Origin of the sequence: Serratia sp. 506_PEND (assembly GCF_001076875.1) — a bacterium.
Taxonomy (GTDB): Bacteria; Pseudomonadota; Gammaproteobacteria; order Enterobacterales; family Enterobacteriaceae; genus Serratia; species Serratia marcescens.
Genome location: NZ_JVEL01000523.1, coordinates 1 through 17,986, shown reverse-complemented (window position 1 = coordinate 17,986; position 17,986 = coordinate 1). Strand labels below are relative to the sequence as shown.

Sequence of the window (17,986 nt, the reverse complement as noted above, 5' to 3'; positions counted from 1 at the left end):
AGCGAAAGAACAACGTCCTCGAGCGCGGGCTGTCCGGTTGTCGCGCCTCATGCTCCGTGAGGTAAAATCCGAACCGCGACAGGATCGGCGCTAATGTACTCTCAATACTGGTCTGATTTCAATACTGTGTTTTTGATCACAATTTTCGGCTGTTTTTTGAACAGGGCGCGCTGTTTTATAACGCTTTTTATGGGCGGGCGACAGTAACTAGCCCGCCGTGGCGGGCTGTAAAATAGGGGATGAAGCAATGCAGCGGCGGGCGCTCAGGCGACGGCGTTGATGCCGGTCGCCAAAATGACCCAAAAAACGAGACAAGACAGCAGAATAACGGCCCAAATATGACGGCGACTCCACTCCATTTTTAGCCTTCGTTGTTGCGACAAGTGATTAGGTAGCCATCATATCGGCGCAAAACGGGGAAAATTTAGCCCCCTTGGATAATATTTCGCTTACATATCGCTAACTTATTGACAAACTTCGCTTATTGTCACGCGCACTTCGTAGCCCAGCAGATACAACGCCTGCTCCAACGCTTCAATCTTCGAGGCGTAGCCGATATCCAGCAACCGCTCCATTTGCCCGCCGTTGAATCCCAGCTTGCGCGCCAGCGCCGCTTTGCCGGTGTTTTTGCGCAGCATCGCGTTGTGCAGTTCGATCTTCAGCGTCACCAGCGCCGGCAGATGTACCCTCAAGTCATCGGTTTGCAGAGGAGAAGGGGCGGGCAGGGGCAGCCCTTCATCCATCGCGGCGGCGATGGCGGCCAGCAGGCTTTCCTGTGCTTCCAGCTCGATGTCTTCGCGTTTATAGCAGGCAGATTGCCACTCGGGGAAGTCGTGGAAACCGATCTGCCAGGCATCGCTGTCGCTATCGAAGGTGTAATGGGCGGGGTAGTGGCTGTACATGGCAATCCCTGATTGAAACCAGAATGAGGCGCTATTGTGACGGCATGCCCGGGAGATAGCCAGCATGAATGTATACGTGGGAAATTTAAATTGAACTGAATAATTATTAGCAGGCAAATTTAATTTTCGTGTTAACAATAGTCTTATTATTTTTCCAAGAAGGCAGATTATTTAATTGGGTGTTTGGATTAATATTCCTGTTGGCCGGTGATAATGAGAATTAAAATCAAATATCACACTGGTTTTTATATAATTTCACACGAAAGAGTGAAAATAAGAATATTGATCATAAGAAAATCTCATCTTATTGATTTATATTGTTTTAATTTTTATTATTTCACTTGTCGATAATTGTAAAATTCCAGTTTCAGGCAGATATCACCTGGCTGCGGTATTCATTGTCGGATTTATAAAATACTCTTTTTAGGCAAAGGCGCATTCGATTCTATTTAAGCGTGCGCCAGACAGACAGAAATATTCATTACTCCATGCTTATTACCCGACGGCTCTAGCCGACTTTTCGGGTGCCTGCTCGCATTTCTACTTTGCCAGGACAGCAGCTCACGGATTAAAGGAATACCTCGTGCCTAAAGTTAACTCGCGTTCATTACGTTTTACCGAACGCCACGCTACCAAATATGCGGCGTCATTGCTGTTTATCGGTTTATCCCTGCCGGCCACCGCGCTGGCGGATGAACGCTATGACGCGCTGATCCGTCAGGCCAGATCGGGCGATACTGCGCCGGTGCTGGCGTATTTATCGCAGCGGCGCGCTCAGGAGGGGTTGAGCCTGCAGCAGCGAGCCGATTATATCCAGGTGGCCGGGTGGGCCGGCCACGATGAAGAGGTCGTCGCGCTTTGGCGTGCCGACGGCGCCGCGCTGCAGCGGGATAGCGCCAGTCTGGCGACGGCGGCCCGCGCCTATCGCAACCTGAAGCAGTGGCAACCATCGCTGCGACTGTGGCGTACGGCGTTGCAGCTCGCTCCCGCCGACGGCGGCTTACAGCGTGGCTATGTGATGACGCTGGCTGATGCCGGGCAGGATGCGCAGGCGCAAACGGAGGCGTCCAACGCGGAGAAACTGCTGGAGCCGGCGACGTGGTATCTGACGCGCGCCTATGTGGACCAGGCCGCCGGCCGCAGCTGGGCGGCGCTGGAAAACGCCACTCATGCCCGCGCGCTGGCGCCGTCCGACACCGGTATTCAGGCTTATTACGTGACGCTGCTGGCGGCGAATCGGGTCGCGGATCCGGCGCTGCGTGAAAGCCAGGGGCTGGCATTGCCGCCCGCGCAGCAGCGGCGCCTGCAGGCGGATGAAGCCGCCGAGCTGGTGCGGCTGTCGTTTATCGATGCTCGCGGCGAACAAGAACGTTTCGTCATCGCCGACCGCGCGCTGGCGCGCTATGACCAACTGCTGGCGCAGTGGCGGCCGCTGCCGGAGGCGCAGGACAGCTACCAACAGGCGCGCGTCGATCGCCTGGGCGCGCTGTTGGCGCGTTATCGAATGGCCGAAGTGGTGAGCGAATATCAAACCTTGCAGGCGGAAGGGCGCACGGTGCCGGATTATGCCCAGCGCTGGGCGGCGTCCGCCTACCTCTATCTGCAGCAGCCGGACAAGGCGCAGGCCATTTTCGGCCGCCTGAACGCCGCCGCGCCGCAGGCGGTGACAGCCGAAGACGAAACCGATCTGTTTTACGCGCAGGCGGAGAACGAACGCATCGATCAGGCGGCGTTGCTGGCGCAGCGCGTCAGCCAGCGCTATCCCTACGCGACCCGCCTGTACCAACTGCCGACGCTGGCCTACAACGATGACTGGCTGGTCGGCCAATCGCTGCTGGCGCAGTCGCGGGTTTATCAACGCGATCTGGCCGAGGCCGAACGGCAGTTGACCCATCTGGCGCGCACGGCGCCGGGCAATCAGGGTTTGCGCATCTCCTTGGCCAGCGTTTATTTGGCGCGCGGCTGGCCGCGTCGCGCCGAGGAGGAGTTGAAGCAGGTGGAAGGGCTGGAGCCGCGCAGCCTGCCGTTGGAGATCCAGCAGGGCTATGTCGCGCAGGCGTTGCAGGAGTGGCGCCAACTGGATTTGCTGGCCGACGACGTCATCCAGCGCGCGCCGGAAAGCGTCGCCGCTCAGCAGCTTGAACGTTCGCGCCGCATTCACCATATGTCTGAACTGCGCATCAGCGGCAATCAGGGCATTGATTCCGACGGGCCGGTCAGCGGCAGCCACGATTTCGGCATTCACGCCGCGCTCTATTCACCGCCGATCGACGACAACTGGCGGTTGTTCACCGGCTGGGGATTCAACACCGGCCAATTCGACGAGGGCAAGGGCATCAACCGCGATCTCAGCGCCGGCGCCGAGTGGCGCTCGCGCGATCTGTGGCTGGAGGCCGAGGTGGCCAACCGCAACTACGGCCACGGCAATGAGCTCGGCCTGCGCCTCTCATCCTGGTATGACCTGAATGATCAATGGCGCCTCGGCGGTTCGGTGGCGCGCCTGTCGGCCGAGACGCCGCTGCGCGCGTTGACCAACGGCATCAGCGCCAACGGCGGCAACCTGTGGCTGCGTTGGCAGCAGAACGAAAGCCGCGAGCTGCGCGCCAGCGTGGCGCCTTCGCACTTCTCGGACGGCAACAACCGGCTGGAGTACGGCCTGGAAGGGCGGCAACGGCTGCTCGCCGGCGCCCGCTATCGGCTGGACATGAACCTGACGCTGTCCGGCAGCCGCAACAGCCAGGAGAACGTGCCGTATTACAACCCGAAGCGCGACTTCACGCTGCTGCCGTCGTTAACGCTCGATCACACCCTGTATCGCCATTATCAGACCGAGTGGAGTCAGCAGTTCCAGGCCGGCGCCGGCAGCTATTGGCAGCGGGACTATGCGCGCAAGCCGATCACCCAGCTGGGTTACGGCCAGCGCGTCAGCTGGAACGGAGTGTTGGACGCCGGCGCGATGCTGCAGTTTGAGAAGCATCCGTACGACGGCAAACGCGAGCGGAACATCGGCGTGACGTTTGATCTGAATTATCGTTTTTAAAGGAATCATCATGCTTATTCGATCTTCACTTCTCGTGTTGGCCGCCTTGCTGACCACCGCCTGCAGTCAGGCGGACGTGCCGCGCTTCACGCCGCCGGCGGAGCGCCCCGTGGGGCCGATGGAACGGCCGTGGCCGGCCAACCGTTACGCGGTGCTGGCGTATCACGACGTAGAAGACGGCGCGGCGGACCAGCGCTACATGTCGGTGCGCACCAGCGCGCTCAACGAACAGTTCGCCTGGCTGAAACAAAACGGCTACCAGCCGGTGTCGGTCGAGCAGATCCTGCAGGCGCAAAACGGCGGCCCGGCGTTGCCGAACAAGGCGGTGCTGCTGACCTTCGACGACGGCTACCGCAGCTTCTACAGCCGGGTATTCCCGCTGCTGAAGGCCTACAACTGGCCGGCGGTGCTGGCGCCGGTCGGCGTTTGGCTGGATGCGCCGGCCGGCAAGCCGGTCGATTTCGGTGGCCTGATGACGCCGCGCGATCGCTTCCTCACCTGGCAGCAGGTGCGGGAAGTGTCGGACTCCGGGCTGGTGGAGATTGGCGCGCATACCTACGCTTCGCATTACGGCGGCATCGCCAACCCGCAGGGCAATACCGAACCGGCGGTCGCCAATCGGCTGTACGACGCCAAACAGGGCCGCTACGAAAGCGAGACGGAATACCGCCAACGCATCGAGAAGGACGTGGCGTTGATCACCCGGCGCATCACCGCCGCCACCGGTAAGGCGCCGCGCGTGTGGGTCTGGCCGTACGGTGCGGCCGGCGGCGTGGCGCTGGACATCGCGCGCAAGCACGGTTACCGCATGGCGCTGACGCTGGAGAACGGGCTGGGAGACGTCAACGCGCCTGAGAACGTGCCGCGCATGCTGGTGGCCGGCAACCCGTCGCTGACGAGCTTCGCCCAGCAACTGACGCAGATACAGAACCGACAGATCATGCGGGTGGCGCACGTCGATCTCGACTACCTCTACGATCCCGATCCGCAGCAGCAGGCCAAAAACCTCGACAAGCTGATCCAGCGCATCTACGACCTGCGCATCAATACCGTTTTCCTGCAGGCGTTCGCCGATCCAAAAGGCGACGGCAACGTGCGCGAGCTCTATTTCCCCAACCGCTGGCTGCCGATGAAGGCCGACCTGTTCAACCGAGTCTCCTGGCAGCTCTCTTCGCGCACCGGCGTGGCCGTGTATGCCTGGATGCCGGTGCTGGCGTTCGAGCTGGGGCCTGACGTGCCGCGCGTGCAGCGCCTCGATCCGCAAAGCGGGCAGCTGTCGGTAGACGACAAGCAGTATCGTCGCCTGTCGCCGTTCAGCCCGGTGGCGCGTCAGCGCATCGGTGAGATCTACGAGGATCTGGCGGCCCACGCCACCTTCAAAGGGATCCTGTTCCACGACGATGCCCTGCTGTCGGACTTCGAAGATGCCGGCCCCGACGCCGTTGCGGCCTACCGGCAGGNGCCGGTTCGGTGGCGGCGATACGCCAGGATCCGCAGGCGATGGCGCGCTGGACGCGCTTCAAGAGCCGGGCGCTGATCGACTTTACCCAGTCGCTGACCGAGCGGGTGCGGGCGATCCGCGGCCCGCAGGTGCAAAACGCGCGCAACATCTATGCGATGCCGGTGCTCGATCCCGCCAGTGAAGCCTGGTTCGGCCAGAATCTGGCGGATTTCCTGCAGGCCTACGACTGGGTGGCGCCGATGGCGATGCCGCTGATGGAAAACGTGCCGCGCGCCGACAGCGGCCGCTGGCTGGATCAACTGGTGGGCAAAGTGGCCGCTTACCCCGGCGCGCTCGATAAAACGGTGTTTGAGTTGCAGGCTGTCGACTGGCGCAAGGAGCGCCGGGTCAGCCTGGATGACGGTCAACTGCTGGCCGAATGGATGCGTCGCCTGCAGCGCAATGGCGCTCAGAGCTTTGGTTATTACCCCGACAACTTCCTCGACGATCGGCCTAAGCTGGATGCCGTTCGCCCGGTGTTGTCCTCAGCCTGGTTCCCACTGCCATGACCGATCGTTTAATTGCCTTATTTATCCTGTGTCTGGTGTTGAGCGTGCCTTTCGGCATCGTCCTGCTGTTTACCGGCGAAATGCTGCTCAACTTCGTGTTCTTCTGGCCGTTGTTCATGTCCGGCATCTGGATCGCCGGCGGCATCTATTTCTGGCTGCATCGCGAGCGGCATTGGCGCTGGAGCCCGGACATGCCCGCGCCGGCGCTGCCGGGCAACCCATCGATCAGCGTGCTGATCCCCTGTTTCAACGAAGGGTTGAACGCGCGTGAAACCATTTCGGCGGCGATGGCGCAGCGCTATGACAATATCGAAGTGATCGCCATCAACGACGGCTCCAGCGATGACACCGCCGAGGTGTTGGACCAGTTGACGCTGGAGTTCCCCCGGCTGCGAGTGATCCATCTGGCGCAAAATCAGGGCAAGGCGATCGCGCTGCAGGCGGGCGCAGCGGCGGCGCGCAGCGAGTATCTGGTGTGCATCGACGGCGATGCGCTGCTGGATCGCGATGCGGCAGCCTATTTGGTGGCGCCGCTGTTGGCCAATCCGCATGTCGGCGCGGTGACCGGCAACCCGCGCATCCGCACGCGCTCCACGCTGATCGGCCGCATCCAGGTCGGTGAGTTTTCGTCGATCATCGGCCTTATCAAGCGCACGCAGCGCGTTTATGGCCGCCTGTTCACCATTTCCGGCGTGGTCGCGGCGTTTCGTAAGCAAGCGCTCACCGATGTCGGTTACTGGAGTCAGGACATGATCACCGAAGACATCGACATCAGCTGGAAGCTGCAGCTGAAGCACTGGGCTATCTTCTTCGAACCGCGGGCGCTGTGCTGGATCCTGATGCCGGAGACCTTGCGCGGGCTATGGAAGCAGCGCCTGCGCTGGGCGCAGGGCGGGGCCGAGGTGTTTTTAAAGAATCTGCGCAACCTGTGGGCCTGGGAGCACCGGCATATGTGGCTGCTGTTCGCCGAGTATTGCCTCTCCACGCTGTGGGCGTTCACTTACCTGGTCAGCGTGCTGATTTTTCTGGTCGGACTGGCGGTGCCGCTGCCGGAGGGCATCCGCATTCACTCGCTGCTGACGCCGGCGTTTACCGGCCTGGTGCTGGGCGTGGTGTGCTTGCTGCAGTTCACCGTCAGTCTGCTGCTGGAGAAGCGTTATGAGAAGGGCTTCGGCCGCTCGCTGTTCTGGATCATCTGGTATCCGCTGGTGTATTGGCTGCTCAGCTTGCTGACCACGCTGGTGGCGTTTTCCAAAGTGATGTTGAAAGCTCGGCGCGGGCGTGCGCGCTGGATAAGCCCCGACCGGGGCATTGGGAGGATCAAAGAATGACGGACGTCCTGATTTATTCCGAGCGCGGCCTGCTGCCGCGTATGGTTGACAGCCTGCTGACGCTTTTCGCCTGGTGCGGTTTCCTTTATCTGTTCAGTCGCGGCCTGATGTCGGTAATGGATCAGCACGGGGTGGGCTCCGCTCTGTCGCTGCTGGAAGTGATCTCGCTGTATATCATTGTGGCGTTGTTCAATGCCGTCACTCTGATCGCCTGGGCCAAATACAACCAGTATTTCTCCCGTCGCAGGGCGGCCGACCGCTGGCGGAAACAGCAACAGAACACCCACATCGGCTATATCACGCCGGAGTTGACCCGGCAGTTGCGGCGTTTGCCGATCGCCGTGGTGTCCCACAACAGCGGCGGCGGCATCAGCCAAGTTAGCGGCAGGCTGACGGCGGCCGAACCGGCAGCGAACAAGGTGGTGCAGCTGCGTTAATCGTCAGCGTTGCCGTCCGGCTTGCGGCGCAGCCCGTCGGGCGGCAACAGCAGGGCGCAGATCATGACGGCCAGACTGAACAGCGGCAGCCAGCGCGCCACCGGACCGGGGGCGTAGTTGTTGAGCACCGAGCAAACGTAGCATGTTACGGCCAACATCCAGCCGGGCAGGCCGATATCGTTGAGCCGAAACGCGGTTTTGGCCATAAACCACGCCACCAGGCCAAAACAGAACAGCGCCCACACCATGATGCACAGCAGATACAGCAGCACCGAGACGAATTCCTCGGTGTCGCCGTGCGCATGGGCGCGAAAATGGTTTTTATCCAGATAGGTCGACAGAAACGACAACAGCACGATGCCAACGGCGAAGATCGCCAGCGAGAAAACAAAGGGTTTGCGCGAGATGCGCCCGCGGTAAAGGTCTTTGGCGAGTTGTCCGAGAGATTCCATCACAGTCCGTTGTCGTAATCATTGACCGCCCGGCGGCGGCCGGATGGCAAGCAGCCGGGCATTTTAACGGGGCAAACGGGGGCGTCAAGGTGATAACTTTTCTCATTTAGTCGCGGTTGAGATTCCACGCGGCCGCACCGGGCGTCCTTTCACCGTGCAAAACGTCACAATTTGGCACGTTTGGCTACCTGGCGCGGTAATTGGCGGCATAATCCTGTTTGTTCGCGTTGAACAATGCATTAACATAACTCCCACTTATCTCTTGCATGGCTATATGGATATCCGATGCGTCACCTGGTTGCGCTTTTACCGCTGATTACCTTGCTTGCTGCCTGTAGCAGCACGCCGAAACCCAGTACCACCGCTACGCCGCAGAGCACCCCGGTAAAGGGCGGCTTTTTGCTGAGCCCGGCGCACAGCGGCGCGCCGCTGGGTGGGGATTTCGCCAATAACCCGAATACCGCGCGCTTTATCGATAAGATGGTGCAGGAACACGGGTTTGACCGGCAGCAGTTGCACGACGTGCTGGCGCAGGCTCGGCGATTGGACTCGGTGCTGCGGCTGATGGACAGGCAGGCGCCGACGCCGTCTACCCAGGGCCCAACCGGGCCGAACGGTTCCTGGCTGCGCTACCGCAACAAGTTCATCACCCCGGATAACGTGCAAAACGGCGTAGTGTTCTGGAATCAATATCAGGATGCGCTGCAGCGCGCCTGGCAGGTATACGGCGTGCCGCCGGAGATCATCGTGGGGATTATCGGCGTGGAGACCCGCTGGGGCCGCGTAATGGGTAAAACCCGCATTATTGACGCGCTGGCGACGCTGGCCTTCAACTACCCGCGCCGCGCCGATTACTTCGCCGGTGAGTTGGAAACCTTCCTGCTGATGTCGCGTACTGAAGGCGACGATCCGCTCGAACTGCGCGGCTCCTTTGCCGGCGCGATGGGCTATGGGCAGTTCATGCCTTCTTCCTTCAAAAGCTACGCGGTCGACTTCAACGGCGATGGGCATATCAACCTGTGGGATCCTGTCGATGCCATCGGCAGCGTGGCCAATTACTTCAAAGCACACGGCTGGTCCAAAGGCGAGCCGGTCGCCATTCAGGCCAACGGCCAGGCGCCGGGGCTGGAAAACGGCTTCAAGACGCGCTACTCGGTCGCCGCGCTGGCGGAAGCCGGCCTAAGCCCGCAGGGCTCGCTCGGCGATAATCAGGAAGCCAGCCTGCTGCGGCTGGATGTCGGCACCGGCTACCAGTATTGGTACGGCCTGCCGAACTTCTACGTCATCACCCGCTATAACCACAGCACCCATTACGCCATGGCGGTATGGCAACTGGGCGAAGCGGTCGGGCGCTCGGCGCGCGGCGGCTTCTGACGCTGCGTCAATAAACGAAAAAGGCCGCTTGCGCGGCCTTTTTTGCATTCTGAGCAATCAGAAATCGTAGCGCAGACGCACCACGGTCATATCGCCGAGGTTGTCGGTGCTCGATGTCAGCACATGCTCCACGTCAACGCGGAAACCGTAGTCAAACTGCACGGTAACCCCGAGGCCGTTGTCGATGCGCTGGTAGTTGCGGCCGGTGATGTATTCCAGGCGGTCGCCCATGAAGTACGGCATCACCGATTTCACCGCGTACTGGCCAACCGGCACGGTATAACCGGCCAGGTATTCGATACCCCATGCGTCGCCGGCGAAGTAATTATTGATGTCGGCTTTCTTGGTGGTCAGGAAGTCGTTGTAGTAACCGCCGCCGAAGGTGAGGGTCCAGTTGTCCGATTTCCAGCTGATGGCGGTACCGAAAATGTTCTGGTCATAGCTCTTGCTGCCGCTGGTGGACGGATTGCGCATTTCGGCGCGGGTGTAGTTCCAGGCGGTGCCCCAGGTCAGGTCCTGCGTAATGTGGTAATCCACACCCAGTGAGCCGCCGCCTTTGCGCTTGTAGCGCAGGCCGTTGCCCGGCAGATAGTCGCTGTCGCTGAACAGGTACGAAGCGTAAACGTCCGCATCGCCGAAGCGGTTCTTGTACTTCAGCATTTTGCGTGAGCGGTAAGAGCCGTCGTAGTCGCCGTTGATGCCGTTGCCCGGTGCCTGGGCCAGCATGTCGTAGTCCCAGATATCGGTTTTGGCGCCAACCACATCATAGTAAACGCTGTTCTGCTGACCGAAGGTCATCTGGCCCCAGGTGTTGCTTTTCAGGCCGGTGTACAGCATGCGGCGGCTGGTGTTTCTCGCGCCGTCGGCATAGTGGTGATCCCAGTCGAACAGCGCCGGAATGTTCACGCCCAGCTCGTAGTAGCTGATCCAGCTGATATCGTCGAACAGGTAATAGTCCGCCGCGAAACGGAAGCGGGTGCCGCCGTCGAAGCCGTTACGCTTGTAGGAACCCTTGTCACCGTCACCCGTCATGTTGTTGAACTGCGGACGGATACTGCCGCCAACGGTGAAGTTCAGGCGGCTGAGCGGATCGCCAGCCTGCGGATCCTGCTTCAGCAGGGTGATTTCCGCCTGAGCGGCGAACGACGCGCTGCCGATCGCCAGACCCAGCGCCACCGCTTGAGTCAATACGCGCAATTTCATTGCCATGTGTTATCCCTGTTTTATGTATGACCGCCCCCATCAGCGCCGCCATGCCGATGTTTTGCGCAGAACGCTGCGTTTTCACGCATTTTGACGGTTTTTTTGGTGTTTTAGCGGCGGGCGGCATTTGTAACATAAACGGTGACATAAATAATTACTTTTCTTGCTAATTGTTGGCCGGTTTTTGACCATTTCGTGCGGTGAAAAGGGCCGTTTTTCATGCCTTTCAATTCGGATGAATTCATCTAACGCCAAGGTTTATATTTTTCATTTGTCAGTCATTGGCGTCAGCCTGTAATTTTATCCGTGCAAGAGATAATTAATTTCAGCCTGTCACCGCCGTATTAACGTTAGCCTTTTTCTGCGTAATCGGTCAGCAGGAATAAGCGATTGGGAGGTCGCCATGAGAAATCTGTTAATGTTGTTGGTGGGGGTATTTTCATTACCGGCGATGGCGGCGGAATCGCACGTTTGCCATTCTCAAGCCTATGATTATGCGGAGGTTAGTAAGCTCAGGTTATCTGACGACACCCTGTTTACCTGCCGCGGCGTGGGGCGCCTGACGATCCCGGAACTGGCGCGTAAAGGATGGAGGGTGATTCATTTAGCGCAGCAAACTGAATATACCGACTCCGTCGACAGCGATGGCGAAGTTATTAAGCTTTATCAGGAAATCGTGGTGTATAAAGAATAACGCGACGGCAGCCTGTGATTATTTCAACGGCGGCGAGAATCCTATTATGAATGCAAGAATCGGTATTGACGGCAGGGCTGCGGCCGCCATGGTGGTGCTTTGCGCCATCTGGGGAATGCAGCAGGTGGCGATCAAGGCTGCCGAGGCGGATGTGTCGGCGGTACTGCAAATTGCCATTCGCTCGGGTCTCGCCGCGTTGGGGGTATACCTGCTGGCGCGTTGCCGCGGCGAGTGTTTCACCTGGGATCGCGCCACGCTGAGCGCCGGTTTGAGCGTAGGGGCATTGTTCGCACTGGAGTTCTTTTTTGTCTCCGAAGGGTTGCGCTATACCAGCGCCTCGCATATGGCGGTGTTTTTGTACACCGCGCCGCTGTTTTCCGCCCTTGGCCTGCATTTCCTGATCCGTCAGGAGCGCCTGTCGCCGGTGCAGTGGCTGGGCATGCTCATCGCCTTTGGCGGCGTGGTGCTGGCCATATCGGGCATGGCCGAGGGAAGCGGCGGGGCCGATCGGCTGAAAGGCGATTTCTATGGCCTGCTGGCGGGGATCGCCTGGGGCGGTTCTACCCTGGTGATCCGTACCACGCGCCTGGCGGAGTGCCCGGCCAAACAGACGCTGCTGTTCCAGTTGACGGGCGCCTGTGTACTGCTGTCGCTGCTGGCGCTGGCGACGGACAATTTGCACGTCGTCCTGAGCCCCGTGGCCTGGAGCAGCCTGTTGTTCCAAACGGTGATCGTGTCGTTTTTCAGCTACCTGATCTGGTTTTCACTGTTGCGCCGTTATCAGGCTTCCTCGCTGGGCATTCTCACCTTTATGACGCCGGTATTCGGCATCCTGGCGGGGGCCGTCATTCTCGGCGAACCATTGCAAATTGAATTTGTATTGGGTGCCGTGCTGATCGTACTGGGGTTAATCGTAGTGAGTTGTTCATATCTTATTTATGTTGACCGAAGGGTGGCACCAAAAATATAAATTATGGATGTTGATGTACAGAACTACCAAATAAGCTGCGAAAGCCAATTCATTATTCAGCTGCAAATATCCCGCTATGCCTGGGGCGTGCCGCTGATTACGCTCAGCGATAACGGTGATTTTACCGTAATAAGAAGCCGGGGGTGGGCGAGGTTGGCTAATGGGATGCAATTGGAGGTTTATTATTTTGCCAATAATACCCTGCTGGCCTGGGATAAAAACCGCAAATATATCTCTTATTCAAAGGCTGGCCGGGTCTACGCCTGCGCGCTGCATTTTTCTTATTCTCCCAAAATAGAGCGCTAACCCTCCGGCCATCAGACCAGAGGGGAGATTTTCATGATCCACTGCTTAAACGCGAGGATCTTGGGCCACTGCCGTTCGGAAATGGTCGAGATAAAATAGCAGTGCTCGCAGGGCACGGTCATGTCGGTGAACGGAATGATCAGCTCGCCGCTTTTGATCCAGTCCTGCACCAGATTGAGCCGCCCCATGGCGACGCCAAGGTGCCGCGTGGCGGCCAGCACTGCAAGATCGGAACGGTCGAACTCCATGCTTTTACTGTCGGTATCCAGCCCCAGCGCAAAGTGTTGCGACCAGGTTTGCCACTCATCTTCGCCGGAGTTGTAGCGATCGTGCAGCAGCGTGCAATGGGCCAGGTTTTCCGGCGCATCATACAGGTTATATGCGGCGGCGTACTGCGGCGTGCAGATCGGCACCATTGATTCCTGCATAAAAGCTTCGTCCAGATGCCGCCCCGAGGGCAGTTTGCCGAAGTACATCGCCAGATCCACGCCGCGGTTGGCCAGGTTGATGATTTCCTGCCCGGTCAGAATATTGAGGTGAATGGTGGGGTGTTGGGCGATAAAGTCGCCGATGCGCGGCAGCAGCAGACATTGCACCAGGGACGGGTGCGAGTAGAGGGTCAAGGTCCCCGTCAACTCGCGATTTTTAATGTCCAGGATTTCCTGATTCAAGGTGTTGAAGGAACTGTCCAGCGCCCATTGCATGCGCTCGCCCTCCGGCGTCAGCGTAATTCGGCGATGAAAGCGTTGGAATAGCAGAAAACCCAATTCCTTTTCGAGCAAATTAATGCGGTGGCTCACGGCGCTGGGGGTGATCGACAATTCTTGCGCCGCCAGCGCAAAAGATAAATGACGGGCGACGCATTCGAAAGTATGCAGCCGGGAAAATTGATAGCTGGTCAGCGGGGTTGCCCGCTGCGAATGTTTTTTACTGGGGAACATGCTATTTCTCCATGCGCATAATACGGCAATATTAACATTTAATGGCGCGGAGGATAAACCCAGATTGATTGATATATTCAGTTTTTACGCTGAGAGATATCGTTATGTTGAAGGGAAATTAACTTGCTTGCATAACAACCGGAAATAACAGGCAGTGGGCGCACTGAGTGAGAGGGTTATGATAATCAGCAATAGGACGAATATAATAAAAAGACGTGCCGTTAAGCAGCGAGTAAAGACGGTGTGCGCAGCCTGAACGATAAAGGCTCATGTTCCCTGCGGGATATAACGTTTTCGCCGCAATAATTTGTCGCATGGCGACACAGAATTCGCGTTAATCCCAGCGGCAAACGAGCGGAGGCATCAATCGATAATACTGCGCCCCCTCAGGCCGATAGAACTGCGCCCGGTGGTTACCCTCCGGGCGCGACATTCAGGGAAAAGCGGTTTGCTCACCGGCGCGTATCAACGGCGGCGCAGCAGCAGGCCGGCCAACAAACCTGCGCCGGCAACGAGTGCCAACGCGGCGAGGGGGTTTTTCTTCATCATACTGCCGGCGCAGCTCAGGGCGTCGCCGTATTTTTCTTGCAGCGCGCCCACTGCCTGGCGCGTGACGCCTTCGGCCTGCCAACGTTCGTTACCGCTGACGTCACCTGCGATTTCCTGCGCTTTGCCCGCCACTTTGTCCATCATGCCATTGGCTTTTTCGCTGTTCATTATGATGTGCTCCTAAGGTTCGATCCGTTTGGCGTTCGCACAGAGCGAAAGCCTGCATTTGCACCGCCATGTTATGCACTTCACTTTTGGCCTATAAGGGGCGTTTGCATCTGTTTGGGTAGTGCATTTGCAGGCTACTTGCCGTTCCTGGAGGCCGCTCCGCCGGTAAACAGCCCGCGCTCTCTGGCCCAGACGATGGCTTCGCTGCGGCTGTGCACGCCGAGTTTGGAATAGACCGTCGCGACATGATTGCGGATGGTGTTGAGCGCCAGATTGAGACGCGCCGCGATTTTCTTGTCCGGCAGCCCCTCGCAAATCAATTCCAGCACATCGCGCTCGCGTGGCGTGAGATCGCTGGCGGTGAATCCAGCCTGGTCGGGCCGGTTGATGCTTTTCACGTTGGCCAGTTTTTCGATCAGGGTTTGGCTGAACCAGGAGGCGTCCTGCATTACTTCTTCGATGGCGCTTACCAGCTCCAGCTCCGAGCGTTTGCGTTCGGTAATGTCCATGAGCACCAGCAGATAACAGGGCGCATTGTGGATGCTGACGGCATCCGCCGAGGCCACACAGTCAATCGACTCGCTCCCCTTCTTGCGCACCCGGATGTCCAGCCCTTCGACGTTGCCGCTTTTTTCCAGGGCGGCAAACAAACGGCGGTTCGCCTCCGGATCGTCAATAAACGGGATCTCTCCGACCGTCTTGCCGATCAAGTCTTCGGCGGCGTACTCGGTGGCGCGGGTGAAGGCTTCGTTGACATCCAGCACGCGTCGTTCGTGCGCGGTACATAACAACGTCGGCACCGGGCTCAGGCGAAATGCCTTGGCGAACCGCTCTTCACTTTCTCGCAGCGCCGATTCCGCCTGGCGTCGGGGTTCGAGATCGGTAAACGTGAACAGCATGCAGTCGTCTTCATTGATATCCAGCGGTTGGCCGGCAACCACCACCAGCTTGCTTCCTCCGCCGGGCAGTTTCAGCTCGGCCTCCATCTGCGGGATGGTGGCGCCTTCCCCCAGGCGCTGCACCGCCAGCTCTTTGTGCTCCGCCTGTTCCAAAACGTCGAGTTCATAAACCGAACGCCCCATGACCTGTTCACGCTGATAACCCGTCATATCAAGGAACCCCTGGTTGACCTTGACGTAGCGCAGGTCGCTGAGCCGACAAATGACCGCCGGCGCCGGATTGGCGTTGAAGGTTTTTTCAAAACGCTGTTCGGCGCTGGCCCACTCCGTCGCGTCGCTCAGGATCAGCGCCAGCAGCTCCGGCTGCCCCTGCGCATCGGTGATAATCAGGCTCCGCAGGCGGTGCACCCAGAAGCTGTCCGGATCGTCGACCTGCCGAACCTCCACCACCACATCGGTGAAGGTTTCGCCTTCGGCAACCCGGTTCAGCGGGTACTGTTCCAAAACCAGCGGATGATTGTTGCGATAGCGCAGGGCAAAACGCGCCGCGTACTCGCCGGCATCGGCCCCCAGAGCTTTCTGATGGCTCACGCCATGCATGGCCAACGCGGCCTCGTTGGCCCATAGCAAGGTTTGATCGGTATCCGTCAGGATCACGCCGTCGGACAAGCCGGAGATGATTTGCTGCAGGTGGCCGCGGTGGGTTTCGCTGGCCAAAACGGATTGGCTCATGTGTTCTCCGCTAGACAGAAGGGGGACGGCCGCTTAAGGGGGCCGCGGGTTACGCTACTCGCTGAGCAGCTTAGTGCATAACGTGCGTATTCGCAGGGTGTGAATGCACTAGGCATTCTGATGCAAATGAACCGGGACGGCCGACAACGCCGCGCGGCAGACTGAATTTGTCTGCGCGGTTATCCGCCGTGCGTGCAATCACTTGTCCAGAAAATATAAGGAACAACGATGACCACTGTCTATGAATCAAATCGCTTAGCGTTTCAGGTGTCATGGGGCTCGATATTGGCCGGGAGTGCCGTGGCGCTGGTGACTTATTTGACCTTCAGCGTGCTGGGCACGGCTATTGGGGCTCAGGCCGTGGATATGATGCAACAGGGTAACCCGCTGAGCGGCTTTGGCACCGGCACCGGGATCTGGCTGCTGGTTTCAACGTTGGCATCGCTGGCCGCAGGCGCGTTCGTCGCCGGCCGCGCCGCACCGAATCGCGGTGGCTTGCATGGTTTGCTGAGCTGGGCGATCACCACCTTGCTGACCACCTGGCTGATGGTTTCATTGGCGAGCGGCGTGGTGGGGCTGGCGGGCAGCGCGGTGGGCAAAGGGCTTTCGCTGGCAGGCAGCGGCCTGGCGGCGGCAGCGCCAAACGTGGGCGAAGGCCTCAAGCAGCAGCTGGATAAAAAGGGCATCAGCCTTGACTGGGGAAGCCTGGAAAATCAGTTGAACGCCACGCTCAAGCAGACCGGCAAACCGGAACTGGATCCGTCTCGGTTAGAACAGAAGGCCGATAGAGCGACCGCCGATGGCAAACAATCGGCCATGGACGCGGCTGCCGATCCGGCGCAGGCCGCTTCTGAGCTTAAGCAGTGGTTCGACCGCGTCAAGCAGTCCGGTGAGCCGACGTTGAGCGCGGCCGACAAGGATGCGTTGGTGAATATCGTTGCGGCGCGCACCGGCAAGAGCCGCGATGAAGCGAGCCAAATCGTCGATAACTACGCTCAGGCTTACCAGCAGGCGGTGCAGAAAGTGGAAAAACTCAAGGCCGAGGCCGAACAGAAAGCGCGTGAAGCGGCCGATGAAGCGGCCAAACAGCTGTCTCGCGCCGCGTGGGGTTCGTTGTTGGTGCTGCTGTTGGGCGCTGCGTTGAGCGCCGGCGTGGGGCGGATTGCCGAATCAACCCGCCGCACTGTCGCGCGGTAAGTTGAGATGAAAAAAAACCTGTCGTGCATCTCGCTGAATTATCGAAAAGTAGCGGGGGCCTCAGCTCCCGTGCTCGTCATCGATTTCTGCAACGAGGACAACGAGCGTTATACCCTGCGCTATAACCTGCCGCCGGATACTCCGGAGCGCACCGAGCGGCGGGTGTCTTTGCTGCTGTACCTGTTGCGCAAGCACAGGTCCGCAGAGATCGACAACCTGGCTGATTAATCAGGCCGTTAATGAAAAGCCCTGCCTCGCGAGCCGGGCTTTTTGTTTGCGGCCGCCGGCCGTTCTGACAACAAGGCGCGGGCGAGTCGGCTCGGTATTTTGCTGGGGGAGATATGGGCGATTCATGGGCGTAGACAGGGTTCCCAATGGGTGCGGTTTGTAAAATAGGGCATCGAGCAAGGTTTGTTAAGATATCCGTTTTCTCTGCGCAGGAACGATAAAAAAGAAACGCGCTATTGCGACGCGAGATTATTGAGACCGATGTTCAGCCTTGAGCTTATCCCTCCCGTCTTCTTTGACTGCCGGTCATACTTTTATATCTCTTCCGCAGTACGTTTTATCGGCGGGCCAAGCATATAAAATGCGTTTTCATTTGTGATGATGAAATTCCTATTCGTCCATGAAATCTGGCTGTAAAAAACACTTTAAGGTAAAACAATTAGCAAAAAGTGTGATTCTACCTGGTGTGGCAAGTGCATCTTTGATGAGTGCACTTTACGCGAGTTGATTTTGTTTTATGGGTTTCTTGCGGAGAGATTTATATAACATGATC

Annotated in this window: 15 protein-coding genes and 1 pseudogene; 10 read left to right on the top strand and 6 right to left on the bottom strand. The window is 58.7% G+C overall.

The window, feature by feature from the left end:
- Positions 1–464 precede the first annotated feature (464 nt).
- A complete protein-coding gene (locus ADK28_RS22165; protein ID WP_048796672.1) occupies positions 465–902 on the bottom strand; it encodes an antitoxin HicB in 438 nt (145 codons plus the stop codon).
- A gap of 583 nt (positions 903–1,485) precedes the next feature.
- On the opposite strand from ADK28_RS22165, the gene pgaA reads away from it, so the two are divergent.
- From pgaA to pgaD, 4 genes and pseudogenes are all read left to right on the top strand, one after another.
- Positions 1,486–3,942 carry a poly-beta-1,6 N-acetyl-D-glucosamine export porin PgaA gene (gene pgaA / locus ADK28_RS22160; protein WP_075202123.1) on the top strand — a complete coding sequence of 819 codons (2,457 nt, stop codon included), beginning with the start codon at positions 1,486–1,488 and terminating at the stop codon, positions 3,940–3,942.
- 10 nt (positions 3,943–3,952) lie between these two features.
- A pseudogene (pgaB, locus tag ADK28_RS22155) lies at positions 3,953–5,952 on the top strand (poly-beta-1,6-N-acetyl-D-glucosamine N-deacetylase PgaB).
- Complete coding sequence (gene pgaC / locus ADK28_RS22150) at positions 5,949–7,283, top strand: poly-beta-1,6-N-acetyl-D-glucosamine synthase (protein WP_016926823.1); 1,335 nt, start codon at positions 5,949–5,951, stop codon at positions 7,281–7,283. Before pgaB ends, pgaC begins: the two are co-directional and overlap by 4 nt.
- Positions 7,280–7,720 carry a poly-beta-1,6-N-acetyl-D-glucosamine biosynthesis protein PgaD gene (gene pgaD / locus ADK28_RS22145; RefSeq protein ID WP_016926824.1) on the top strand — a complete coding sequence of 147 codons (441 nt, stop codon included), beginning with the start codon at positions 7,280–7,282 and terminating at the stop codon, positions 7,718–7,720. Before pgaC ends, pgaD begins: the two co-directional genes overlap by 4 nt.
- Here pgaD and ADK28_RS22140 read toward each other — a convergent pair.
- Positions 7,717–8,172: a DUF805 domain-containing protein gene (locus tag ADK28_RS22140; protein WP_016926825.1), complete on the bottom strand. Its 456-nt coding sequence runs from the start codon at positions 8,170–8,172 to the stop codon at positions 7,717–7,719. The two genes, pgaD and ADK28_RS22140, sit on opposite strands and share 4 nt — an antisense overlap.
- Before the next feature lie 285 nt (positions 8,173–8,457).
- On the opposite strand from ADK28_RS22140, the gene mltB reads away from it, so the two are divergent.
- Positions 8,458–9,546: a lytic murein transglycosylase B gene (mltB, locus tag ADK28_RS22135; RefSeq protein ID WP_048796671.1), complete on the top strand. Its 1,089-nt coding sequence runs from the start codon at positions 8,458–8,460 to the stop codon at positions 9,544–9,546.
- Between the two features lie 57 nt (positions 9,547–9,603).
- Here the strand turns inward: mltB and ADK28_RS22130 are convergent, their stop codons facing one another.
- The gene (locus ADK28_RS22130; RefSeq protein WP_048796670.1) at positions 9,604–10,755 is read right to left on the bottom strand and encodes a porin; all 1,152 of its coding nucleotides are present in this window, start codon (positions 10,753–10,755) and stop codon (positions 9,604–9,606) included.
- 397 nt (positions 10,756–11,152) lie between these two features.
- Between ADK28_RS22130 and ADK28_RS22125 the strand changes: the two genes are divergently transcribed.
- From ADK28_RS22125 to ADK28_RS22115, 3 genes are read left to right on the top strand one after another with little or no spacing between them, the layout of a single operon-like run.
- Positions 11,153–11,443, top strand: coding sequence for a hypothetical protein (locus ADK28_RS22125; RefSeq protein WP_048796669.1), 291 nt, complete (start codon positions 11,153–11,155; stop codon positions 11,441–11,443).
- A 46-nt stretch (positions 11,444–11,489) separates the two neighbouring features.
- On the top strand, positions 11,490–12,413 hold the full coding sequence (locus tag ADK28_RS22120; protein ID WP_033639733.1) for a DMT family transporter: 924 nt from the start codon (positions 11,490–11,492) through the stop codon (positions 12,411–12,413).
- 3 nt (positions 12,414–12,416) lie between these two features.
- Positions 12,417–12,719 carry a hypothetical protein gene (locus ADK28_RS22115; protein ID WP_048796668.1) on the top strand — a complete coding sequence of 101 codons (303 nt, stop codon included), beginning with the start codon at positions 12,417–12,419 and terminating at the stop codon, positions 12,717–12,719.
- Positions 12,720–12,730: 11 nt separating this feature from the next.
- Here the strand turns inward: ADK28_RS22115 and dsdC are convergent, their stop codons facing one another.
- From dsdC to ADK28_RS22100, 3 genes are all read right to left on the bottom strand, one after another.
- Positions 12,731–13,660 carry a DNA-binding transcriptional regulator DsdC gene (gene dsdC / locus ADK28_RS22110; RefSeq protein WP_048796667.1) on the bottom strand — a complete coding sequence of 310 codons (930 nt, stop codon included), beginning with the start codon at positions 13,658–13,660 and terminating at the stop codon, positions 12,731–12,733.
- Between the two features lie 465 nt (positions 13,661–14,125).
- The gene (locus ADK28_RS22105; RefSeq protein WP_025303738.1) at positions 14,126–14,377 is read right to left on the bottom strand and encodes a CsbD family protein; all 252 of its coding nucleotides are present in this window, start codon (positions 14,375–14,377) and stop codon (positions 14,126–14,128) included.
- Between the two features lie 134 nt (positions 14,378–14,511).
- Positions 14,512–16,008 (bottom strand): helix-turn-helix transcriptional regulator, encoded by a 1,497-nt coding sequence (locus ADK28_RS22100; protein ID WP_048796666.1) that lies wholly within the window; start codon positions 16,006–16,008, stop codon positions 14,512–14,514.
- Positions 16,009–16,236: 228 nt separating this feature from the next.
- Between ADK28_RS22100 and ADK28_RS22095 the strand changes: the two genes are divergently transcribed.
- Entirely contained in the window at positions 16,237–17,205 is a 969-nt protein-coding gene (locus ADK28_RS22095) for a DUF4013 domain-containing protein (RefSeq protein WP_028127757.1), read from the top strand.
- 6 nt (positions 17,206–17,211) lie between these two features.
- Positions 17,212–17,433: a hypothetical protein gene (locus ADK28_RS22090; protein ID WP_048796665.1), complete on the top strand. Its 222-nt coding sequence runs from the start codon at positions 17,212–17,214 to the stop codon at positions 17,431–17,433.
- Positions 17,434–17,986 lie beyond the last annotated feature (553 nt).

Coding starts and splice junctions, on each gene's coding strand:
- ADK28_RS22165 (WP_048796672.1), bottom strand. CDS start 902: ATGTACAGCCACTACCCCGCCCATTACACCTTCGATAGCGACAGCGAT.
- pgaC (WP_016926823.1), top strand. CDS start 5,949: ATGACCGATCGTTTAATTGCCTTATTTATCCTGTGTCTGGTGTTGAGC.
- pgaD (WP_016926824.1), top strand. CDS start 7,280: ATGACGGACGTCCTGATTTATTCCGAGCGCGGCCTGCTGCCGCGTATG.
- ADK28_RS22140 (WP_016926825.1), bottom strand. CDS start 8,172: ATGGAATCTCTCGGACAACTCGCCAAAGACCTTTACCGCGGGCGCATC.
- mltB (WP_048796671.1), top strand. CDS start 8,458: ATGCGTCACCTGGTTGCGCTTTTACCGCTGATTACCTTGCTTGCTGCC.
- ADK28_RS22130 (WP_048796670.1), bottom strand. CDS start 10,755: ATGGCAATGAAATTGCGCGTATTGACTCAAGCGGTGGCGCTGGGTCTG.
- ADK28_RS22125 (WP_048796669.1), top strand. CDS start 11,153: ATGAGAAATCTGTTAATGTTGTTGGTGGGGGTATTTTCATTACCGGCG.
- ADK28_RS22120 (WP_033639733.1), top strand. CDS start 11,490: ATGAATGCAAGAATCGGTATTGACGGCAGGGCTGCGGCCGCCATGGTG.
- ADK28_RS22115 (WP_048796668.1), top strand. CDS start 12,417: ATGGATGTTGATGTACAGAACTACCAAATAAGCTGCGAAAGCCAATTC.
- dsdC (WP_048796667.1), bottom strand. CDS start 13,660: ATGTTCCCCAGTAAAAAACATTCGCAGCGGGCAACCCCGCTGACCAGC.
- ADK28_RS22105 (WP_025303738.1), bottom strand. CDS start 14,377: ATGAACAGCGAAAAAGCCAATGGCATGATGGACAAAGTGGCGGGCAAA.
- ADK28_RS22100 (WP_048796666.1), bottom strand. CDS start 16,008: ATGAGCCAATCCGTTTTGGCCAGCGAAACCCACCGCGGCCACCTGCAG.
- ADK28_RS22095 (WP_028127757.1), top strand. CDS start 16,237: ATGACCACTGTCTATGAATCAAATCGCTTAGCGTTTCAGGTGTCATGG.
- ADK28_RS22090 (WP_048796665.1), top strand. CDS start 17,212: ATGAAAAAAAACCTGTCGTGCATCTCGCTGAATTATCGAAAAGTAGCG.